The 19,642-nt window shown below is 66.4% G+C and carries 21 protein-coding genes; 5 read left to right on the top strand and 16 right to left on the bottom strand.

The window, feature by feature from the left end; translation table 11 throughout:
• Positions 1–82: 82 nt before the first annotated feature.
• The gene (locus IEV87_RS22965; protein ID WP_269902640.1) at positions 83–205 is read left to right on the top strand and encodes a hypothetical protein; all 123 of its coding nucleotides are present in this window, start codon (positions 83–85) and stop codon (positions 203–205) included.
• Between the two features lie 173 nt (positions 206–378).
• Here the strand turns inward: IEV87_RS22965 and IEV87_RS07135 are convergent, their stop codons facing one another.
• The gene (locus tag IEV87_RS07135; RefSeq protein WP_188476959.1) at positions 379–1,785 is read right to left on the bottom strand and encodes a methyl-accepting chemotaxis protein; all 1,407 of its coding nucleotides are present in this window, start codon (positions 1,783–1,785) and stop codon (positions 379–381) included.
• A gap of 54 nt (positions 1,786–1,839) precedes the next feature.
• The gene (locus IEV87_RS07130) at positions 1,840–2,292 is read right to left on the bottom strand and encodes an iron-sulfur cluster assembly scaffold protein (RefSeq protein WP_188476958.1); all 453 of its coding nucleotides are present in this window, start codon (positions 2,290–2,292) and stop codon (positions 1,840–1,842) included.
• A gap of 89 nt (positions 2,293–2,381) precedes the next feature.
• On the opposite strand from IEV87_RS07130, the gene hisI reads away from it, so the two are divergent.
• Entirely contained in the window at positions 2,382–2,738 is a 357-nt protein-coding gene (gene hisI / locus IEV87_RS07125) for a phosphoribosyl-AMP cyclohydrolase (RefSeq protein WP_188476957.1), read from the top strand.
• On the opposite strand, the gene gluQRS is transcribed toward hisI, so the two are convergent.
• The 4 genes from gluQRS to IEV87_RS07105 all read right to left on the bottom strand — a co-directional run bounded on the left by gluQRS (position 2,735) and on the right by IEV87_RS07105 (position 7,837).
• The gene (gene gluQRS / locus IEV87_RS07120; protein ID WP_188476956.1) at positions 2,735–3,589 is read right to left on the bottom strand and encodes a tRNA glutamyl-Q(34) synthetase GluQRS; all 855 of its coding nucleotides are present in this window, start codon (positions 3,587–3,589) and stop codon (positions 2,735–2,737) included. The genes hisI and gluQRS overlap by 4 nt on opposite strands.
• A gap of 571 nt (positions 3,590–4,160) precedes the next feature.
• Entirely contained in the window at positions 4,161–5,525 is a 1,365-nt protein-coding gene (gene trmFO / locus IEV87_RS07115) for a methylenetetrahydrofolate--tRNA-(uracil(54)-C(5))-methyltransferase (FADH(2)-oxidizing) TrmFO (protein ID WP_188476955.1), read from the bottom strand.
• A gap of 39 nt (positions 5,526–5,564) precedes the next feature.
• A complete protein-coding gene (locus IEV87_RS07110) occupies positions 5,565–6,884 on the bottom strand; it encodes a cytochrome-c peroxidase (protein WP_188476954.1) in 1,320 nt (439 codons plus the stop codon).
• Positions 6,885–7,051: 167 nt separating this feature from the next.
• Entirely contained in the window at positions 7,052–7,837 is a 786-nt protein-coding gene (locus IEV87_RS07105) for an enoyl-CoA hydratase (RefSeq protein ID WP_188476953.1), read from the bottom strand.
• 58 nt (positions 7,838–7,895) lie between these two features.
• Here IEV87_RS07105 and IEV87_RS07100 point away from each other — a divergent pair, with 58 nt between their 5' ends.
• Entirely contained in the window at positions 7,896–8,315 is a 420-nt protein-coding gene (locus tag IEV87_RS07100; protein WP_188476952.1) for a PaaI family thioesterase, read from the top strand.
• Between the two features lie 2 nt (positions 8,316–8,317).
• On the opposite strand, the gene IEV87_RS07095 is transcribed toward IEV87_RS07100, so the two are convergent.
• The gene (locus tag IEV87_RS07095) at positions 8,318–8,836 is read right to left on the bottom strand and encodes a hypothetical protein (protein WP_188476951.1); all 519 of its coding nucleotides are present in this window, start codon (positions 8,834–8,836) and stop codon (positions 8,318–8,320) included.
• 233 nt (positions 8,837–9,069) lie between these two features.
• On the opposite strand from IEV87_RS07095, the gene rplM reads away from it, so the two are divergent.
• Both rplM and rpsI read left to right on the top strand, forming a co-directional pair.
• On the top strand, positions 9,070–9,531 hold the full coding sequence (rplM, locus tag IEV87_RS07090) for a 50S ribosomal protein L13 (protein ID WP_188476950.1): 462 nt from the start codon (positions 9,070–9,072) through the stop codon (positions 9,529–9,531).
• A gap of 2 nt (positions 9,532–9,533) precedes the next feature.
• Positions 9,534–10,028, top strand: a complete 495-nt coding sequence (gene rpsI / locus IEV87_RS07085; protein ID WP_188476949.1) for a 30S ribosomal protein S9 — start codon at positions 9,534–9,536, stop codon at positions 10,026–10,028.
• 160 nt (positions 10,029–10,188) lie between these two features.
• On the opposite strand, the gene IEV87_RS22790 is transcribed toward rpsI, so the two are convergent.
• The 9 genes from IEV87_RS22790 to IEV87_RS07040 form a co-directional block, all read right to left on the bottom strand.
• Positions 10,189–12,024: a methyl-accepting chemotaxis protein gene (locus IEV87_RS22790; RefSeq protein WP_229737460.1), complete on the bottom strand. Its 1,836-nt coding sequence runs from the start codon at positions 12,022–12,024 to the stop codon at positions 10,189–10,191.
• Positions 12,025–12,101: 77 nt separating this feature from the next.
• A complete protein-coding gene (locus IEV87_RS07075) occupies positions 12,102–12,740 on the bottom strand; it encodes a TetR/AcrR family transcriptional regulator (protein ID WP_188476948.1) in 639 nt (212 codons plus the stop codon).
• The gene (ppk2, locus tag IEV87_RS07070) at positions 12,733–13,602 is read right to left on the bottom strand and encodes a polyphosphate kinase 2 (protein WP_188476947.1); all 870 of its coding nucleotides are present in this window, start codon (positions 13,600–13,602) and stop codon (positions 12,733–12,735) included. Before ppk2 ends, IEV87_RS07075 begins: the two co-directional genes overlap by 8 nt.
• Before the next feature lie 57 nt (positions 13,603–13,659).
• Positions 13,660–14,607, bottom strand: a complete 948-nt coding sequence (locus IEV87_RS07065) for an alpha/beta fold hydrolase (protein ID WP_188476946.1) — start codon at positions 14,605–14,607, stop codon at positions 13,660–13,662.
• A 4-nt stretch (positions 14,608–14,611) separates the two neighbouring features.
• On the bottom strand, positions 14,612–15,535 hold the full coding sequence (locus tag IEV87_RS07060; RefSeq protein WP_188476945.1) for a homoserine O-succinyltransferase: 924 nt from the start codon (positions 15,533–15,535) through the stop codon (positions 14,612–14,614).
• 34 nt (positions 15,536–15,569) lie between these two features.
• A complete protein-coding gene (locus IEV87_RS07055) occupies positions 15,570–16,427 on the bottom strand; it encodes an ATPase (protein ID WP_373284049.1) in 858 nt (285 codons plus the stop codon).
• 103 nt (positions 16,428–16,530) lie between these two features.
• On the bottom strand, positions 16,531–17,610 hold the full coding sequence (locus tag IEV87_RS07050) for an OmpP1/FadL family transporter (protein ID WP_188476943.1): 1,080 nt from the start codon (positions 17,608–17,610) through the stop codon (positions 16,531–16,533).
• A 142-nt stretch (positions 17,611–17,752) separates the two neighbouring features.
• Complete coding sequence (locus IEV87_RS07045) at positions 17,753–18,664, bottom strand: DMT family transporter (protein ID WP_188476942.1); 912 nt, start codon at positions 18,662–18,664, stop codon at positions 17,753–17,755.
• Between the two features lie 51 nt (positions 18,665–18,715).
• Positions 18,716–19,606, bottom strand: a complete 891-nt coding sequence (locus IEV87_RS07040) for a DMT family transporter (protein ID WP_188476941.1) — start codon at positions 19,604–19,606, stop codon at positions 18,716–18,718.
• Positions 19,607–19,642: the final 36 nt, after the last annotated feature.

The raw sequence follows: 19,642 nt of genomic DNA, 5'->3' as shown, positions 1-19,642 counted from the left end.
ATGTTCTTAAAAAGTTCTTTACAGCACCCCCGTAAATATGAGAACAAAAGAGCAACAAAGCCAGCGCCGAAAGGAACATACCATGATCCGCCAGATTATCGACCTTGCCCGGAACGCCCGCGGAACCCTGGCCGAAGACCTTGCCGGCGTCGCGGCGCTGACTGTTCTCATCCTGGGTGCGCTGCATCTTCCCGGCCTGACCTGATCTTACCTCTTCTGCCCGCGGACCCCTGTCCGACCTGTCGCGCATTTCCCCATGCGTCGCTGAGATTGCCTGTCCCAGATAGCCGGGTGCCCCAATCCCCGGTCCCGGCAGGTCGGTGTCCCCAGGGTCCGCTTCCTCTCCGCCGCCATCCGAAAGGATGTGCGGCGGTTTTTTCATAGCTTGTAGGCCAGCCGCAGCCCGCCCCAGTGCCGCCCCTCCACCGTGATCGGGGCGGACACATCCTTCATCAGCACGAAGTTCCCGCCCCCCATGTCCCGCCGGTAGACCTGCAGCAGGAAGGGGTCCGTGTTCCGACCGGCCTTCAGCCCGACCCGGTCGTCAAAGATGCGCCGGTTGCGGCAATGCGCCGTGTTCCACACCGGATCGGCCGTCTGGGGCTGGGAGAATTTCCGGTTATGTGTGGGCAGATAACCGTTCCGGTCCACCGCGGCGCAGAACACCACGCGGCGATCCATGTCGAGAACGGGTTCCTGCACCGCCGGCAGCACACGGTCGGTGAACCGCGAGAACCGTGTCGTCACCTGCTGCGGATTGGTGCCGGGGACCGGCTGATAGCTGCTGTCGAACAGGTCCGAGAGGGAAAGCTGCCCGTCCCGCACCCCCTGTTCGAACAGCGCGCGGATCTGCGCCGCCCGGTCCCGCACCGCCTGAATGAACTGCGAATCCGCGGAGTCGCCGCCAAGCGCGACGCTGTCCTGCACCAGCCGTTCCGAGGAATCCACGAGGCGGCTGACCCGCGAATGCGCCTCGTGAACCCCGTCGACGCCCGCGGTGACAGAGGTGCTGACATCCTCGATACTGGGAAGGAAGTCGCGCAGCGCCCGGTCGGCGTCGGCAGCGTCCCTGGAAATCTCTCCGGCGCGGTCATGATTGGCCCGCATCTCGCCAACCGCGCCGACAAGGGCGCTGAGGCTGGCCTTGCCGGAATCGCGCATGTCCCGCGCCTCCTGGCTGACGGTGCCGGATTCCGACTGCAGCGCGGCGATCCATTCGATCAGCGCGGCGACATTGCGGGTGATCTCCTCCGCCGCCTTGCCGGTGCGCTGTGACAGTTCGTTGATCGCATCGGCCACGACGGCAAAGCCCTTGCCGGTTTCGCCCGCCCGCGCCGCTTCGATCTTTGCGTTGATGGCCAGCATGTTGACCTGCGCCGCGATCACCGCGATCTGGTTGTTGGACGCCTGCACCGCGTCGAGCGTGCCCTGCACGTTCTGCGACCGCTCGTCGATGCCCTGCACCCAGTCCGCCAGCCGCGCCGACTGCGTGTCGGAGGTGGCGAGGCTGTCATTCGCCGCCACCAGCTTGTCCAGCGTACCACTGATCCCGTCGGACATCGCGCGCAGCGACTCCATCACCGTGGCGTTGACCTGCACCACGTGGCTGGCCCCGTCCTTCAGCCGCCGCAGCGTCCGCAGCTGGTCTTCGGTGCCGAGTTCAAGCTGGTCGAGGAACCCGGCGATATCCACGATCTCCGCCCCGAGGGTGGAGGCATTGGCCGAGAGGCGGTTCACCACCTCCGGCTGCCTGGCGTCGGAAAATCCTGACTGTTCGTGATGCATGCTGCCCCGTCCGATCTGACGGGACCTGCCTATCCGCGAAACCCGAAAATAGGGTTAAGCGCAGTCCGACCTGTCGATCCGGTCCATCGCCTCCGTCAGCGCCTCGAGCGTCAGCAGGATGGAGGCGTGGCGATTGCGGTAGTCCTTGGCCGGCCTCAGGATTTCCAGCTCCTCGAAAGGGGCGGGCGGGGTCGGCCCGTCCTCCTTCAGCATGGCCTTTAGCGCATCGCGCCCCGCCACGATCTGCGCCCGGTCCGTCCCGATCACGTTCTTGCCCACGATCGCCGCCGCCGCCTGTCCAAGCGCGCAGGCCTTCACGTCCTGGCCATACCCCGTGATGCGCCCGTCCTCGACCACCACGTCCACGGTCACCGTCGATCCGCACAGCGGGGCCCGGCGCTTCACCGTGGCCGACGGCGCCTCGAGCCGCTTCTGATGCGGGATCTCCGTCGTCAGCGCGAGGATGCGCCCGGAATAAAGTTTGACGAGATCGGTCTCGGCACTCATGGCATGTGTCCCTTCCGCGATCCATGGGTGGCGCCGTGCGCCGTTCCCCCTTAGATAGCGCTCGCAACCGGATTTGGAAAGGACGGCCCATGCGCTTCGATCCCGCATCGCTGAAATATGACGACCGCGGCCTGATCCCTGCCATCGCGCAGGACCGGGACGGCGCGGTGCTGATGATGGCCTGGATGAACGCCGAAGCCGTCGCCCGCACGCTGGAAACCCGCCGCGTCACCTACTGGTCCCGGTCGCGCGCGGCCTTCTGGGTCAAGGGCGAAACCTCCGGCCATGTGCAGCATCTGGTCGACCTGCGGGTGGACTGCGACCGCGACTGCCTGCTGCTGATCGTCGATCAGACCGGCCCGGCCTGCCACACCAACCGGCGCAGCTGTTTCTACACCTCCGTTCTGGACGGAGAGGAGACGGAACTGACGAAGCCGATGGTCTAGAGACCGATCATTCCGCGAACCTCGTCCGGGCTGACCCCCTCGGCACGGTACAGCGACAGGGCCCGCGCATCGTCCCGCTTGGCCAGCCGCTTGCCGTTCTGATCCCGGATCAGGCGGTGGTGGTGGTACTGCGGAACCGGCAGGGACAGCAGCTTTTGCAGAACGACGTGGATCTGCGTCGCCCCGAACAGGTCGCGGCCGCGCGTGACCTCCGTGATGCCCTGCGCCGCATCGTCCACGACGACCGACAGGTGGTAGGAGGTGCCCATGTCCCGCCGCGCCAGAATGACGTCCCCCGTCGCGGCCGTGATCGCGCCGGGGGTCAGCGTGATCTCCCCCGTTTCGCCCTCCGGACCCGCGCCGGTCTCGACGAACCGCACAGGGCCGGTCAGCGCCACCGCCCGGGCCATGTCCAGCCGCAGGACGGCGTCCGCGGGACGCGGCTCTCCCGGGGCAGGGCGGCCCGTCTCCCGGCAGGTGCCCGGATAGATCAGCCCGTCCGGCCCGTGCAGGGGCACGCCCTCCTGCGGGGCGGACAATGCGGCTTCGATGTCGCGCCGCCGACAGGTGCAGCGATAAAGCAGCCCCATCTCCCAGAGCCGGTCCAGCGCCGCCCGGTAGGCGTCCATCCGGTCGGACTGGCGCATCACCGGCTCCGGCCAGTGCAGGCCAAGCCAGCGCAGGTCCTCCCCGATCTGCGCCTCCCACTCCGGCCGGGCGCGGGCACGGTCGATATCCTCGATCCTGAGCAGGAAGGTCCCGCTCCCCGTCCGCTCCCACGCCACCAGCGCGGCATAGGCATGGCCCAGATGCAGCGGGCCGGTCGGAGAGGGGGCGAAACGGGTAATCATGACTGTTCCGACCCCGGTCGGCGCCGTGCGGTCTTGCAGGTTGGTGAGGGACGATGCGCGGTGACGTCAGAAGGCCGCCCCACAGGAATTACACTGTAAGCAAGGATGGGCGCGCCACACGCCGCCACGGATGCCAGCCACTGCATCGCTCGCATCGAACGGGTGGCCGGACCCAGGGGGGACCCGCCCCGGCCCGCAGGTTCGATCCGTAGCATCGTCCAGAACATCGCGCATCTCCTCTTCCTCCAGCGGGCTAGCGCAGGTCGGCGGGCGGCCACAACGAGAAATGGGTTTGGACCCGCGACCGGGGCTCCCCGGGGGGCGCCGCCGCCTCGCGGGCAACGCGACAGGTGAAGGAAGCTCAGGTTAAACTTCATTAATCCCAGAGACCCGCTGGTCTTTAACCTGAGCTTAGCCTTTCACGCTCAGAAAGTCCCTGAAATACGGCCGCCAAGTACCTGATTAATAATTATTAACGACCTTATCCGCGGATAAGATGCCCGCCCGGCCCGACACCCCGGACCACGGCCTTGCCGACGCGCAGACAACCGCCTCGCATCCCGCCGGATGGCTATTCCGCCGCCAGATCCGCGCGCGTTTCGGCCAGCCAGGCCGTCCACAGCTCCTTCGCCCGGTCGGTGTAGCCCTTGTAGCGGTCCTTGCGCCCCTTGCGACCGCCCCGGACCCCGTCCAGAGGCGGGAACAGCCCGAAGTTCACGTTCATCGGCTGAAAGGTCTTGGCCTCCGCCCCGCCCGTGATGTGATGGATCAGCGCGCCCATGGCCGTCTCGGGCGGAGGCGGGGGCAGGTCGCGCCCGAGAATCTCCGCCGCCGCCATCCGGCCAGCCAGCAGCCCCATGGCCGAGGATTCGACATACCCCTCGACCCCGGTGATCTGCCCCGCGAACCGGATATGCGGGCGCGAGCGCAGCCGCATCCGGTCGTCCAGCAGGGTCGGAGAGTTCAGGAAGGTGTTGCGATGAATCCCGCCAAGCCGCGCGAAGGAGGCGTTTTCCAGCCCCGGGATCATCCGGAACACCTCTGTCTGCGCGCCGTATTTCATCTTGGTCTGGAAGCCGACGATGTTGAACAGCGTCCCCAGGGCATTGTCCCGCCGCAGCTGGACTACAGCGTAAGGTTTATCCTCGGGGCGGTGCGCGTTGGTCAGCCCGACAGGCTTCATCGGCCCGTGGCGCAGGGTCTCGCGGCCCCGTTCCGCCATGACCTCGATCGGCAGGCAGCCGTCGAAATACCCGGCGGTCTCGCCCTCGTGAAACTCCGTCTTGTCCGCCGCAAGAAGCGCGTCGATGAACGCCTCGTACTGCACCTTGTCCATCGGGCAGTTGAGGTAGGCCTTCCGCTCCTCGTCCGTCTCGCCCTTGTCGTAGCGGGACTGCGCCCAGACCGTGCCCATGTCGATGCTCTCGGCATAGACGATCGGGGCGATCGCGTCGAAGAAGGCCAGCGCCTCCGCCCCCGTCTCCGCCGCGATGGCCTGTCCCAGCCCTTCGGAGGTCAGCGGCCCGGTCGCGATGATCCAGTGGCCGGCCTCGGGTAGGGCGGTGATCTCTCCGCCCTCCACCCGCACCAGCGGATGCGCGCGCAGCCGCTCCGTCACAGCCGCCGAGAACCCGTCGCGGTCAACCGCAAGCGCACCGCCCGCAGGCAGGGAATGCCGGTCCGCCATCTCCATGATAAGCCCGCCCGCCTGCCGCATCTCCCAATGCAGCAGACCGACCGCGTTCTGTTCGTCGTCGTCCGAGCGGAAGGAATTGGAACAGACCATCTCCGCCAGATCGCCGGTCTTGTGGGCGAAGGTCCCGACATCGGGGCGCATTTCGTGGATGACAACGCGCACCCCGGCCCGGGCCGCCTGCCACGCGGCCTCGGACCCGGCCATGCCGCCGCCGACGATGTGAAGTTCCTGATCAGACATGCCCGCGATCTAGGGCATCGCCGCGGATTTGAAAAGACCTCAGTCCGCGAGGTCCAGCGGCAGTCCGGAAGGCACGTTCTGCGGCGCGCCGAGCCGCCCCCGGCCCGCCGCCGGATCCGTCAGCGCATCGAGGAATGCAAGAAGGTCCGCGATCTGGCCCTCGCTGAGGGAAACCGGAATGATCTCCGTCGCCTCGGCAATGCGGATCATCTCCTCCTGATCCGACATCGCGCCCCAGTCGTTGAACTCCACCGGAACGTCGCTCAGCCGCGCCTGGGACCGGTCGTACTGCGTCAGCGCCCGGATCGGGTCGAGGTGGTGGCGCACGATGCTCTCAAGGTCCGAATAGGCGCCGTTGTGTCCGTAAGGCCCGGTGATCGCCACGTTTCTCAGCGACGGCGTGCGGAACCGATAGCGGTCGTCCGGCGCCCCGGTGATCCCGCCACGCCCCTTGTCGGCATAGCTGCCCGGTTCCTTGCCGGGTCCAAGCTGCGGTAGGCCGATGGCATGAAAGGAATGGTCGGTCTGGAACGGGCCGGAGTGGCAGGAGGAACAGTTGCCCTCACCGTAGAACACCTCCATCCCCGCGACCTGCCGCTCGGTCAGCGCGGCGGCGTCGCCGTGCAGGTAACGGTCAAAGGGGCTGTTGAAGGACTGGAACTCGAACGTCTCGAATTCGGCAATCGCACGGGCGATGTCGGTGAAGTGCATCTTGCGGTCGCTGCCGAAGATCGCCTCGAACCGCACGCGATACTCCGGGATCGCCTCGATCCGCTGGCAGAGCAGGTCCCACACCCCGTCTTTCCCCGCGAACCGCCCTTCGCCCGAGGCTACGGCGATCGGGTTCTCCTCATCCTGCCCGGCCATCTCGTCATGGCTGGTCGGCGGCATCAGCGCCTGCGCCGCCAACGCCGTCGGCACCGGGCGTTCCAGCAGCGCGTTCTTCGGCATCCTGAACCCGAAATCCGCCTCCCGGTCCGCCTGCACGCGCCCGTCGTGGAACAGCACGGTGAATTCATAGGCCCCGATGTTGAACAGCGCGGGCGCATTGCGCGGGATCCGGTTCCGCGGAACGTTGTAGGATCCCACATGCCGCTTCGGCCCAAGCGCCACCGCGCCTTCCCCCAGCCCAAGCGAAAGCCCGTCGGCCGAGGCAAGCGAGGGGTGGTGGCAGGTGGCACAGGCGATGTTCTTGTTGCCCGACAGGATCGGGTCGAAGAACAGGTCCCGGCCCAGCATCACGAGGTCATGGTCTGTCGGTGGAAAGTCGGCCTGGGTCACCGCGGCTGGCAGATCGGCGGCCAGAGAGAGCGTGGCCTGGAGAGACAATATGCCGGCGGCAGTGACCCGGAAACGCATAAGAAACGTCCTGCGACTTGTTTAAAGAGTACCAGAAAGGATTAAGGCAGAAAAACCGCGAATTGGGCAATAATAGTAACCGGATACGGAAACAAAGCCGCCCCTGCGCCCGGTGATTTGCCCCCGGGCAAGGCACAGAGCCTTGGAATTGCCGCGAAAATGCCGGTTCAATCGGCCCAGTCGGGCGGGCGCTTTTCGATGAAGGCCTGAATGCCTTCGTCCGTGTCGCGCAGCATCATGTTCCGGACCATGACGTCCCCGGTATACTCATAGGCCGCGTCCATCGGCATTTCGGCCTGGGCATAGAACGCCTCCTTCCCGATCCGCACCGCCGCCGACAGCTTTCCGGCGATGGTCTGCGCCAGCTCCGCGGTCTCCGCCTCGAGCCGGTCCTCGGGCACGGCGCGGTTGATGAGGCCAAGCGCCTGCGCCCGGTCGGTGCCGATGAAGGCGCCGGTGGTCAGCATCTCGAACGCCTGCTTGCGGGGGATGTTGCGCGACAGGGCGACCATGGGGGTGGAACAGAATAGCCCGATGTTCACCCCGTTCACGCCGAACCGCGTGCCCTCGGCCGCCACCGCCATGTCGCAGGTCGCGACCAGCTGGCACCCGGCCGCCGTGGCGATCCCGTGGACCTGCGCGATGACGGGCTGGGGCAGGGTGCGGATCGACTGCATCACCCGGGCGCACCGCGCGAAGAGGTCGGCGAAATAGGCCGCGCCCCCGTCCTCCGCCTGCCGACCCGCCTGCATTTCCTTGAGGTTGTGCCCCGCGCAGAACGCCTTGCCCGCGCCCGACAGGATCACCGCACGGATGTCACGGTCCCCGCGCAGCCGGTCGAGCGCGCCCTGCAGCTCCGCCAGCATCGCATCGCTCAGCGCGTTCAGCGACTCCGGCGTGTTCATCCGCAGATGCGCAATTGCCCCGCTGTCGCGACGTTCCAGAATTGCCATCTTGTTCCTCCCGCGGTTTCGCGGAACTCTACGCCGCGCGAAAAGGGGAGGAAAGACCATGCCGGTGATGACAGCGGACGACCTGCATACGTTTCTTGCGGCGGAATTCCCGCAGGTCAAAAGCGACTTCGTCATCGAGGAGGTCCGAGACATGGGCATCCGCGTCCGCCTGAAGGTGGAGGAGCGGCACCTGCGCCCCGGCGGCACCGTCTCGGGTCCGACGATGTTCTCGCTGGCGGACGTGTCGGTCTACCTCGCGATTCTGGCGATGATCGGGCCGCAGGCGCTGGCGGTGACGACCAACTGCTCCATCGACTTCATGCGCAAGCCCGCCGCCGGCACCGACCTGATTGCCGACTGCACCCTGCTGAAACTGGGGCGGGTTCTGGCCGTGGGTGACCTGCTGATCCGTTCCGACGGGGTCGAGGCCCCGGTCGCCCATGCCACGCTGACCTATTCCATCCCGCCCAGGGGCTAGGATCAGTTCAGGTCGATCCGCAGTACCGCGTCCTGAGGATAATAGCTCCAGAGGTTCAGCGCCTCGGCCAGCAGGTCGGAGACGGAGGCGAGGAAGAACCCGACCTGGCCATCCGGTTTGTCGTGCTTTTCCAGCACCTTCTGCCCGTGCACCGTCTGGCGGAACGACAGCGCGCCCTTGCTGCAGGTCAGCTCTGCCGGGGGCAGGGGCTGCTTGAAGACCGGCAGCTTCACATGGGTCGGCGTGGTAAAGCTGACGTCGATCTCGGGAGAGCTGAGCCGGCAGGCCGCGCCCGTCACCTCCCGCCCCGCTTGGGTCGTGACCACCGACACATGCACGCCACTGATGCGCCGGGATTCCACGTCCTGCGTGGCCACCCGCGCCTCGACCGTCGGGACCGGCGGCACCATCGCATAGCGGAACGCACCGCATCCGGTGAGCGGCAGGGCCAGGCAGATCATCAGACAGGGGCGGAACTGCAGGGGCATGCCTTCGGAACCGGGGTTGACGTCACACAGCATCTATCGCGGCCGTCGGGGGTAATCCAGTATACGCATGGGAAATCTTCGATCTGTGTCGGGGGTGCCCCGGCTTATGGGGTATAATAATACCGATTTTCTAAGTTGCTGATAGAGCTTGATAAATTCGGGCGCTTGCGTCTTGACTGGCCGTTGTGCCGCTGTATAACCCGCCCATCAATCCGCCCGGTCGGTTCCTGAACCGTCCGGGCTGCCACATTCCAAGGGCACCCGACATGAAAACCTTCTCTGCTACTCCGGCAGACATCGACAAGAAATGGATCCTGATCGACGCCGAGGGCGTGGTTCTGGGCCGTCTCGCCTCGATCGTCGCCATGCGCCTGCGCGGCAAGCACAAGCCGTCCTTCACTCCGAACATGGATATGGGCGACAACGTCATCATCATCAACGCCGACAAGGTGCAGATGACCGGCAACAAGCGCGCTGACAAGAAATACTACTGGCACACCGGCCACCCGGGCGGCATCAAGCACCGCACCGCCGGCGAACTGCTGGACGGCAAGTACCCCGAGCGGGTCGTGACCGCCGCGGTCAAGCGCATGCTGCCGGGCAACCGCCTGGCCCGCACGCAGATGACCAACCTGCGCGTCTACGCCGGGGCCGAGCATCCGCACGAGGCGCAGTCGCCCGAAGTGCTGGACGTCAAATCCATGAACTCCAAGAACACGCGGAGCTGAAAATGGCCGATCAGATCAACTCGCTCGAAGAGCTGAAGGGCACCGTGACCGAAAACATCGGTGGCGTGATGGCCGAAGCCGAAGCGCCTCGCGACCCCGTCCGTGATGAACTCGGCCGCTCCTACGCGACCGGCAAGCGGAAGGACGCAACCGCCCGCGTCTGGATCAAGCCGGGCTCCGGCAAGGTCACCGTGAACGGCAAGGAGCTCAACACCTATTTCGCCCGTCCGGTTCTGCAGATGATCCTGCGCCAGCCCTTCCAGGTGGCCGGTGTCGAAGGCGAATTCGACGTCTACGCGACGGTGACCGGCGGTGGCCTGTCCGGCCAGGCCGGTGCGGTGAAGCACGGTATCTCCAAGGCGCTACAGCTTTACGATCCCGCCCTGCGCGGTGCGCTGAAGGCCGCAGGTTTCCTGACCCGCGACAGCCGCGTGGTCGAACGGAAGAAATACGGTCGCCGGAAAGCGCGCCGGAGCTTCCAGTTCTCCAAGCGCTGATTTCAGCTATTCCCGGGACAATTCCCGGAACCATTTCCAGAACGGGGGGGGCTGCCAGACGGCGGCCCCTTCTGCTTTGCGCCGGGTCGGCCCGGGGCGCCGATGGTTCCGGCCCCGCGAATGGCTATTTCCCAGCCAACGCGCTGACGCGCCCCCTCGGTTACGACACCTCTTTCATGCCCGCCCGCCCGATCTGAGATGGGCCACCGGCACGGTGGTCGGATGCGCCGCTGCCGTGAGACCCGCGCGAGGGCAGGGCCCGTGCCATGCCTTCGACCTTGAACTGCCCGACAAGTTCACCAAGGCGCCGCGCGTTTTCCGACAGCACGGTGTTGGCCGCCGTCGTCTCCTCGAACCGGGAGGCGAATTCCTGGGTCACGGAGTCGAGGTCGGAGACGGAGCCGTGCACGCCCTGCAGCCCGTTCGACTGTTCGGTCGTGGCCGAGGCGACGGTTTCCATCCGCTCCGCGATTTCGTTCACGGATTTCTGGATACGGTCCAGCGCGGTGCCGGTCTCCTTCACCAGCCGGACCCCGTCGGTGATCTGGCTGACGGAGGTGTTGATGAGTCCGTCGATCTCGCTCGCCGCGTCGGAGGAGCGTTGTGCAAGCGCCCGCACCTCTGTCGCGACGACGGCGAACCCGCGCCCGGCCTCGCCCGCCCGGGCGGCTTCTACGCCGGCATTCAGGGCCAGCAGGTTGGTCTGGAAGGCGATGTTTTCGATCACGCTGATGATCTTCCGGATCTCGCTGGAGGAGGTTTCGATCGCATCCATCGCGGTGACCGTCCGGCTCATGATCTGCATGCCGCTTTCCGCCTGATTCCGCGTCCCCTCCGCCTGGCTGCGCGCGCCGTTGGTATCCTCTGCCACGCCCGTGATGAGAGAGGTCAGCTGCTGCAGGGAGGAGGCGATCTGCGTCAGGGTCGACGACTGCGTCTCGATCCGCCGGGACAGGTTGTCGGAGGTGCTGGCGATCTCGTCCGAATGCGTCCGGATGGAGGCGGCTTCGGCCAGAACGTCGCGCATGGTCTTCTCCAGGCTGTCCACCGCCTCGTTGAAGACATTGCCGAGGCGCCGATAATTTTCGGGCAGGTCTTCCGAGATGCGCACCCGCAGGTCGCCCGAGGCGAGGAGGGAGAGCTTCGCGCTGATCAGCACCAGGATCTCCTCGACCTCCCGGGCGTGGGATTCGCGCATCGCCGCCGTCTCTGCCTCAGCCCGGCGGGCGGACTCGGAATTGCGTTCCGCCTCCTCCCGCGCGGCATCCGACGCGGTGCGCGCCGCGGCCGCGTCGGCCAGGGCCTGATCGGCGCGGCTGCGGGCCTCCTCCGCATCGCGGGTCTTCGCCTCGGCGGTTTGGAGCGCGGTCTTCGCCTCCTCCATCGCGGCCTGCAGTTCACGGGCACGGCGCTGTGCGGAGGAGGTCTGGTGCAGCCTGACATAGACGACCTGCAACAGGTTGGCCGCCGCGAGCACCACGACGACGGCATGCACGGCGGTGCGGCCCAGATTGAACCACAGGTCGGTGGTCAGATACACCAGTTCGGGCGCCAGCACCGTGGCGGAAAGGTGGTGCAGCGCGATGACGCCGACCGCGACGACAAGGGCAAAGCGGGACGTCAGAGTTGCGATCACCGGCAGCGCGGCGAAGAACACCATGTGCATATCCGCCTGCATCGGGTGGCCGCGCAGCGCCGCCGTCAGCGCCATGACCTGACCGATCAGGGCCGTGGACACGATGATGCGCCCGGTGCGGTTCGGGACCATAAGGCCGGAATAGGCCAGGGCGGACATCACCAGCGACACGATCAGGACCGGAACGACCATTCCGCTGCCCGCGAGCCACGCGGCGGACACCGTGACGACGGGCGAGGCCATGGTGATCAGCGCGACGATCCGCAGCGCCTTCTTGCGGTGCCTTTCGAAGGACGGACCAAGCGCTTCGGGAGAGAAGTCGGGCCTGGGCCGTTTCGCGGGGGTCGGGTCGCTGGACACGGAGGAACCTGTTTTCAGTCACTTTTCCATGACATCGCAGATTCGCATTGACCGTCGCTTAACCGATAAAACTTTACCTACTTGCTGCCGGAGCCCCCGCCGTCCGGCCCGATCAGGCCAAGCCCGCGCAGGTAGACCCCGATGGCGGATTCCAGCAGGTCCTCGGGCGGAAAGGGCGAATGCCGCCCCGGAGAGTTCCGCGCGAAGAGTTCCACAACCCCGTGCGACAGCGCCCAGATATGGGCGGAGAACATGGAGGCCGGCGGGCGTTTGTCCGGCGGGATATACCGCGACAGGTCGGCGGCGGCGCGCTCCAGCACGCCGCTGGCGCGGTTGGAGACCGCCGCGAGCTCCGGCGTGCGGTTGACCGAGATCCCGCTTTCGAACATCGCGATGTAATGGCCGGGATACTTGCGCGCGAAGGCGAGATAGGCGCGCCCCGTGGCCTCGAACGCCGCAAGGGCGGAAGGCTGGCCGGTCTCGTAGGCGTATTGCATCACGTCGGCGAAGATCTCGTAGCCCTGCCGCGCGGCCTCCGCGATCAGGTCCTCGCGCCCCTCGAAATGGCGGTAGACGGCGGCGGGAGTCACGCCCGCCTCCTTCGCCGCCTCGGAGAGGGTGAAGCCGGTCGGCCCCTTCTCCTCGATCAGCTTCAGCGCGGCATCCACCAGCGCCTGCCGGAGGTTGCCGTGGTGATAGCCCCTTTTCTTAGGCATCCCAGATGTCCGGACCGCCGATGATCTTGGGGTCGCATTTGCCCACGGCCTTGGGTTTCTTGAGCGCGTAGTCGAGGTGGGACAGAACGTGCCGCATCGATTCCAGGCGCGCGCGCTTCTTGTCGTCCGACCGCACGACCGTCCACGGCGCGTGGTCGGTGTGGGTGCGTTCCAGCGTCTCCTTGATGGCGGCGGAATAATCGTCCCACTTCTTCAGGCCGTCGACGTCGATCCGGGACAGTTTCCACTGTTTCAGCGGGTCCTTCTCACGGTCCATGAAACGGCGCAGCTGTTCGGCCCGCCCGACGTTGAGCCAGAACTTGAACAGGTGAATGCCCTCGTCCACCAGCAGCTTCTCGACCTGCGGGACCTGCCGAAAAAAGGCCTCGCGCTGGTCGTCGCTGCAGAAGCCGAAGACCTTTTCGACCACGCCCCGGTTGTACCAGCTGCGGTCGTAGAACACGATCTCTCCGGCCGTCGGCAGGTGGTCGATGTAGCGCTGGAAATACCACTGGCCGCGCTCTGTCTCCGTCGGCTTGGAGAGCGCGACGACGCGGGCGTTCCGGGGGTTGAGATTGGCCCGGAAGCGGTTGATCGTGCCGCCTTTTCCCGCCGCGTCGCGTCCTTCGAAGACGCAGACGATCCGGGCACCGCTGTCGCGTGCCCAGGCCTGCATCTTGGCCAGCTCGATCTGGAGCGCTTGCAGCTCCTTCTCGTAGGCCTTCTTCTTCATCTCTTCGGAGTAGGGATAGTCCGGATTCAGGATGTCGTCCTTGTCGGCGCGGGCGATCGCCTCGCGGATCGCCTTGGGCGCGTCCTTGTCGTGATAGGCGCTGATCGCGCCGCCAAAGGGCAAGTCCATGTCGTGTCGTCCTTTTTGCCCAATATGGCGGTGCGGGGGCCTGCGCGCAACGGGATGCTAGCGCAGACCGGCGCGCTGTGCCGCACGGTCGATGGCCGCGATGACCTCGTCCTGCGCGACGTGATGCGGCATGTGGCCGATGCCGGGCAGGGGCGTCAGGTGGGCCGAGGCCACGTCCCGCGCCAGCGCTTCGGAGTGGATCTGCAGGCTGACCGTGTCGTCCGCGGTGCCGTGCACGATCTCGATCGGCAGGGTGAGGGCGGGATAGCGGGGGGAGAGCGCGCGCAGTTCCTCCCGCAGGTCGGTGCGCTGCTGCGCATTGGCCATCAGGCTGTGCGGACGGATCACCAGCGGCGCGCCGATGTCATCCGCGTAACCGGAAGGCGCGTTCTGCGGGGCGAAGACCCCTTCGATGGAGCGTTCGATGTAGCGGTCGCTGACCCAGGCCCCGATCATCCAGGCCAGCGCGGGTCCGATCACCGGACGCGCCATGGTGGCGTAGAGCCTGTTCAGCTCTCCGGGCCAGGGATAGGTCGCGCCGGAGACATCGACGACGGCGGCGACGTAATCCGGGTGTTCCACCGCCCATGTCATCGCCACCGCGCCGCCAAAGCTCTGCCCCAGCACCACCGGGTTTTCGACCCCGAGCGCGCGCGCGGCCCCGACCAGAAGGTCCGCCTGCTGCGCAAGCGTCACGTCGCGGGGTGCGAGCCGGGGGGTGTAGCCAAGCCCCGGCCGGTCGAACACCGTCACGCGGTAGCGGTCCGTCAGCCGGTCGACCAGAGAGAAGGTGAAATCCCGCGTGTTGCCCGAGGCACCGTGGATCAGCACCAGATCCGGCCCGGTCCCGCGCTGCACGTAGTGCACGTCATGCCCGCCGACCTGCACGAACTGACCCTCGGGCGGGTAGGCGGCCATTCCCGCCGCCTGCCGGTTCAGCGCCAGCCAGCCGGTCGCCGTCACGAAGGTCGCCAGAACGACCAGCAGCACCAGAAATCCGAACATCGCCCTATGCGCCAATGTCATCGAGGTCGAAGGGCGTGGTCTGGTAGATCTCGTTGATCCAGTTGCCGTAGAGGAGATGCGCGTGGCTTCTCCACCGGTTGAGCGGGGCCTTGGTGGGATCGTCATCGGGGTAATAGTTCATCGGTATCTCTATGGGTGTCCCCTGAGACACGTCCCGATCGTATTCCTGTTTCAGCGTGTCGCTGTCATATTCGAAATGATTGAAGACATAGAGCGCCCGGTGCGCCGGATCCTCGATCAGGCAGGGCCCCGTCGTCGCATCGCCAAGCAGGGTCACCAGCCCCGGCGCGGCATCCACATCCGCCTGCGTGTTCTCTGTCCAGCGTGACACCGGCACGACGCAGACGTCGGAAAAACCGCGCAGGAACGGCGAGGGCCGGGCGAGGTTCTTCTGGGGGTAGCAGCCGAACAGCTTCTTCGGCAGGATCCGCTTCGGCACGCCGTGGAAATGGTGGATCATCGCCATCGCGCCCCAGCACACTCCGAAGGTCGAATGCACATGGGTCTGGGTCCACGCCATGACTTCGAGCATCTCGTCCCAGTAGGTGACCTGCTCGAACTCAAGATGTTCGATCGGGGCACCGGTGATGATGAGCCCGTCGTATTTCTCACCGCTCGCCTTCACCTCCGCGAAGGAGCGGTAGAAGGTTTCCATATGCTCGGCCGCGGTGTTCTTGGTCTGATGCTCCGTCATCCGGATCAGGGAGAATTCGATCTGCAGCGGCGTCGCCCCGATCAGCCGGGCGAACTGGTTCTCCGTCTGGATCTTCTTCGGCATCAGGTTGAGCAGGGCGATGCGCAGCGGGCGGATATCCTGCCGGGCGGCGTGATCCTCGTCCATGACCATGACACCCTCGCGCGTGAGAACGGCGTAGGCGGGCAGGTCGGCGGGGATCTTGATGGGCATCTTGGCCTCTCGGGGTCTGTCGGGTCGGAAAGGGTCAGCGGGCGGCGAGCGCGCGGGCGATCATCGCGTTGAATCCGGCCTCGTCATGCACTCGCGCGACGTCGTCGGCGGTGATGGTGAGCCCGCGTTTCGCCATCGCCTCGTAACGCGGCTGCCGGTGGTCGAGCGCGCGGGCATAGGTCCAGCGCACGAAGTCGTCCGGGTCGACCTTGTCGTCGGACAGGCCGGTCTCGAGGCGGTAGTCGTCCCAGGCGGCCAGCAGGAACTCCGGCTGGTAGTACATCGGCTTGGGGGCGCGGTCGAAGCGGCGGACAAGCTCCTGCTTGTGCGCCTCGTCGCCCTTGAGCCAGATCATGAGCGCCATGTCCTCCAGCGTGCCGAGCACCGGGTCGTCGTCGTCCCAGGGGTCCACCACCTCGCAGATCGACCCGCCGCTGTCGCAGACGAAATTCGGATAGCCATAGAGTCGGAACGCCCGTTCCGCAAACCGTTCGGTGTCCAGCAGTGCAGCAATCTCCGCCGCCTGGTGTTCGCGCTGGCGCACCTGGTAGAGCGCGAAGGGCAGGCCGCCCTTTTCCGGATCGCCGGGCTTGCCGAGGTAGGTCGACAGCGGTGCGAGGTTGTTGAAGGTGATGTTGGACCCGATGTAGATCGAATCCGTCATCAACAGGTCGCGCAGGAAGGGCACCTGCATCGCATGCGCCTTGGCATTGTCGGCGATCAGTTCGCCCATGTAGCGGGTGCCGATGCGGTAATCGATGGAGTAGTGGAACCACGACCCGGCGTCGCGCAACATGTTGGACACGTGGGTCTTGCCCAGCCCGGACATGCCGAACAGCACCACGCGCTTCTGCGCGGCGCGGTCCCAGTCGTCTGGTGTTTCGTAGATCAGGCCCATGCGACCCCTCTGCCACTTGTCCGCCCCTAGCTAAGGGGCGGCGGGGGCAGGGTCAAATGGGGAATGGCGTCCCCCCGCCGGAGCGGGGGAGCCGAGGTCAGAACGTATAGGCGATCTTCAGCCCGACGGCGGTGACGGAGTTGTCGGTGAACAGCCCCCGGCCCACACCGCCCGTCGCGGGCTGTGCGTCGCCGACCCAGATCTTGCTGATCCCGCCCGACAGTTCGACCGTGTCCGACAGCTTGTAGCTGGCGCCGAGCGTGATCGACTTGCGCCCGTTCGTCGGGGCCAGCGGGCTGACGAGCGGGTCGCCCTCCTTCTCGTAGCCGACGGTGAGCGAGGCGGCGAATTCCGGGGTGAACCGGCGTGCGACGCCAAGCGAATAGGTCGTGGTGTCGTCCAGCGACACGAGGTCGGTGTTGATCGCGGTCGGCTTGATCCGGAAGGCCGAATGTTCGGCCCATCTGATCGACGCCATGAGCAGCGTGTCCTTCGCGATCCCGGTCTGGAAGTCGAGGTTGATGCTCTGCGGGGTCTTCACCTCGGTGGTGGAGACGACGCCCGGCGCGATGTTCTCGCGCGTGTCGAAGTCGTGCTTGATGGCGGAGTTGTAGGTCAGCGCGACGCGGAGCGCGATGTCCGGAATTTCATAGGCCGCGCCCACGACGTAACCGACACCCCAGTCGGAGGCGAGTTGCGCGTCATAGCCGCTCGCCGCGCCATAGGCGGCGCCCTGCAGGTGGATCTGCCCCTCGGCCCGCTGCGCGCGCAGGCCGCCGAAGACGCTGATGCGGTCGTCGAACTTGTAGCGGGCGAGCGCGGTCAGGGCGTGGGTTTCGGCCTTGGCGAGCGTGCCCCCGAACATCGGGTTGGCCGCGTCATAGACCACGTCCGCGCCGAAGGGCCGGTCGTAGATCAGCGCAAAGGACAGCTGTTCGTTGATGTCCATCTTCATCGCCAGCCCCGGCAGCCCGTAGCGGTCCGCGACGTTCGGGATGGCGGTGATCGCCGTACCGGAGATCGACGGGGTGACTACAGCATAGCTCAGCTCCACCCGGTTGCCCTGGGCAAAGAGAATGGCGCTGGACTGCGTGGTGCGTTCGATGCCGCCGGCCTGAGCGGCGCCGGCAAGGCAGATGGTCGCCGCGGTTGCGGCGGGCCAGAAGGTCTTGTTCACGATCCTTACCTCCCATGGATGTGACACCCCGCGAGGGGTTCTGCCATGGTGACGACACGCCAAGGTTGTCGTCAATCTGTTACAGCAAGTTGACGTGGCGGCATGTTTACGTAACCCTACGGCACCGGATGGCCCGGGTCTGTCAGACCCGGCCGCGCAGCCTTCGGACCAGCCGACCGTCGATCACCACCAGCCCGGCCGCGATGATTGCGAAGCCGATCAGATGGCGCGGCATCAGCACCTCTCCCAGCACGAAATGGCCCAGCAGGACCGCCACGGGCACCAGAAGAAGCGTCACCAGCATCAGGTTGCCGCTGCCCGCCTTGGCGAGGATGGAGTAGTAAAGGAGATAGGCCACCGCCGTCGCGAACATGCTGTAGTAGGCGATCGCCGCCCAGGTCCGCGGTTCCAGCGCCAGGGTCGGCGCGCCCTCGGTCGCCCAGGCCAGCGGGATCATGACCAGCGTGGACCCGGTCAGCATGCCCGCCGCCGCAACCTGCGGTGGCAGATGCGACAGCTTCGCCCGCCCGTAGCTGCCCCCGAGCGCGTAGCACAGCGTCGCGCAAAGCACCGACAGCTGGCCGAGCGAGCGCAGGTCGATATGGCGCAGCGTATCCAGCCCCATGGCCACCGCCACCCCGGTCACGCCAAAGGCGACGCCTGCCAGCTTGCGTCCGGTCAGTTTCTCGTCCGCAAAGGCGATGGCCGCGATCACCACCCCGAAGACGGCGGTGAAGGAGTTGAAGATCGCCGTCAGCCCGCTTTCGATATGCAGCTGTCCCCAGGCCAGGAAGAAGAAGGGCAGGACGTTGTTCAGCACGCCCATGACAAGGAAGGCGCCCCAGACCCGCGGCTCCCTCGGGATCGCCTTGCCCGACAGCAGCACCGCCGCCCAGAGCACCAGCATCGCCCAGAGGCAGCGGTGCATCACGGCGGTGAACGGCCCGATCTCGTCCAGCGCGATGCGGGTGGACAGGAAGGACCCGCCCCAGATCAGCGCCAGGAGGAGAAGCTGCGCCCAGGCCACGCCGGACATGGATTTCTGCTGTGTCATGGGCGCATTAGCGTCCCGCGCCACGGGACAGGCAACCCGGAATATGTGCAATCATGCACGTCGCTCGCCCCGGATATTGGCGTAATTCGCACCGAAGATCACCGCCGCGCCGATCAGCACCAGCGGGTCCAGCGCCTCTCCGTAGACCAGCAGGCCCAGCACCGCCGCTGCCGGAAGCCGCAGGAAGTCCATCGGCGCGACGATGGATGCGGGCGCGATCGACAGCGCCGTCGTCACGCAGAAATGCGCGGCGAGCCCCGCGACCCCGACAAGCACGGCGGCAGGCCAGAGCGCGGCGGAGGGATGCGCGAAATCCCCGTCGATCCCGCCGCAGACCAGACCGAAGACGGCCTGCATCACCGTCAGCCAGAACAGGATGTTCATGGTGGAAACGTCGCGCGTCAGCCGCTTGGTCGACATGATCGTCCCGGCAAACCCGATGGCGCAGAGCGCCGCCGCGATCAGCCCCGGTGACAGCGCCTGCGCGCCCGGCCGGGTAATCAGCAGGATCCCGGCGAACCCGACCAGTCCGCTGAGCATCCGCCGCCGCGTCATCCGCTCTCCGAGCAGCAGGGGTGACAGCATCAGCACCCAGAGCGGAGAGGTGAATTCCAGCGCGAAGACCTGTGCCAGCGGGATCACCGTGATGGCGTAGAACCAGAGGTTCTGCCCGGTGAAATGCGCCACGTTGCGCAGAACGTGCAGCCCGAACCGGTGCGTGCTGACCTGTCCCCAGGCCGACCGGGCGGTGATGACGAGGCAGATGATGACCACGCCGGTCAGGCTGCGCCATGTCATGATCTCGAACGTGTCGAGTTCCGCCGCCAGCACCCGCCCGGCCACGGCCATGGTCAGGAAGCACCCGATGGCCCCCAGCATCCAGAGCGCCGCACGCAGCGCGGGGACGGCGGGCGCCGTGTCGGTCTGGGCGGGAAGCGTCATGGGGCAGGGGCCTTTCTCAGCCGCGCGACCCTAGCA

Origin of the sequence: Primorskyibacter flagellatus, from assembly GCF_014638275.1 — a bacterium.
Lineage (GTDB): Bacteria > Pseudomonadota > Alphaproteobacteria > Rhodobacterales > Rhodobacteraceae > Pseudooceanicola > Pseudooceanicola flagellatus_A.
The sequence above is the reverse complement of the archived record's forward strand: the minus strand, read 5'-3'. Positions and strand labels throughout refer to the sequence as shown.

Excerpts from the sequence above, each read along its gene's own strand:
- IEV87_RS22965 (WP_269902640.1), top strand. The coding sequence starts at position 83 with ATGATCCGCCAGATTATCGACCTTGCCCGGAACGCCCGCGGAACCCTG.
- IEV87_RS07135 (WP_188476959.1), bottom strand. The coding sequence starts at position 1,785 with ATGCATCACGAACAGTCAGGATTTTCCGACGCCAGGCAGCCGGAGGTG.
- IEV87_RS07130 (WP_188476958.1), bottom strand. The coding sequence starts at position 2,292 with ATGAGTGCCGAGACCGATCTCGTCAAACTTTATTCCGGGCGCATCCTC.
- hisI (WP_188476957.1), top strand. The coding sequence starts at position 2,382 with ATGCGCTTCGATCCCGCATCGCTGAAATATGACGACCGCGGCCTGATC.
- gluQRS (WP_188476956.1), bottom strand. The coding sequence starts at position 3,589 with ATGATTACCCGTTTCGCCCCCTCTCCGACCGGCCCGCTGCATCTGGGC.
- trmFO (WP_188476955.1), bottom strand. The coding sequence starts at position 5,525 with ATGTCTGATCAGGAACTTCACATCGTCGGCGGCGGCATGGCCGGGTCC.
- IEV87_RS07110 (WP_188476954.1), bottom strand. The coding sequence starts at position 6,884 with ATGCGTTTCCGGGTCACTGCCGCCGGCATATTGTCTCTCCAGGCCACG.
- IEV87_RS07105 (WP_188476953.1), bottom strand. The coding sequence starts at position 7,837 with ATGGCAATTCTGGAACGTCGCGACAGCGGGGCAATTGCGCATCTGCGG.
- IEV87_RS07100 (WP_188476952.1), top strand. The coding sequence starts at position 7,896 with ATGCCGGTGATGACAGCGGACGACCTGCATACGTTTCTTGCGGCGGAA.
- IEV87_RS07095 (WP_188476951.1), bottom strand. The coding sequence starts at position 8,836 with ATGCTGTGTGACGTCAACCCCGGTTCCGAAGGCATGCCCCTGCAGTTC.
- rplM (WP_188476950.1), top strand. The coding sequence starts at position 9,070 with ATGAAAACCTTCTCTGCTACTCCGGCAGACATCGACAAGAAATGGATC.
- rpsI (WP_188476949.1), top strand. The coding sequence starts at position 9,534 with ATGGCCGATCAGATCAACTCGCTCGAAGAGCTGAAGGGCACCGTGACC.
- IEV87_RS07075 (WP_188476948.1), bottom strand. The coding sequence starts at position 12,740 with ATGCCTAAGAAAAGGGGCTATCACCACGGCAACCTCCGGCAGGCGCTG.
- ppk2 (WP_188476947.1), bottom strand. The coding sequence starts at position 13,602 with ATGGACTTGCCCTTTGGCGGCGCGATCAGCGCCTATCACGACAAGGAC.
- IEV87_RS07065 (WP_188476946.1), bottom strand. The coding sequence starts at position 14,607 with ATGTTCGGATTTCTGGTGCTGCTGGTCGTTCTGGCGACCTTCGTGACG.
- IEV87_RS07060 (WP_188476945.1), bottom strand. The coding sequence starts at position 15,535 with ATGCCCATCAAGATCCCCGCCGACCTGCCCGCCTACGCCGTTCTCACG.
- IEV87_RS07045 (WP_188476942.1), bottom strand. The coding sequence starts at position 18,664 with ATGACACAGCAGAAATCCATGTCCGGCGTGGCCTGGGCGCAGCTTCTC.
- IEV87_RS07040 (WP_188476941.1), bottom strand. The coding sequence starts at position 19,606 with ATGACGCTTCCCGCCCAGACCGACACGGCGCCCGCCGTCCCCGCGCTG.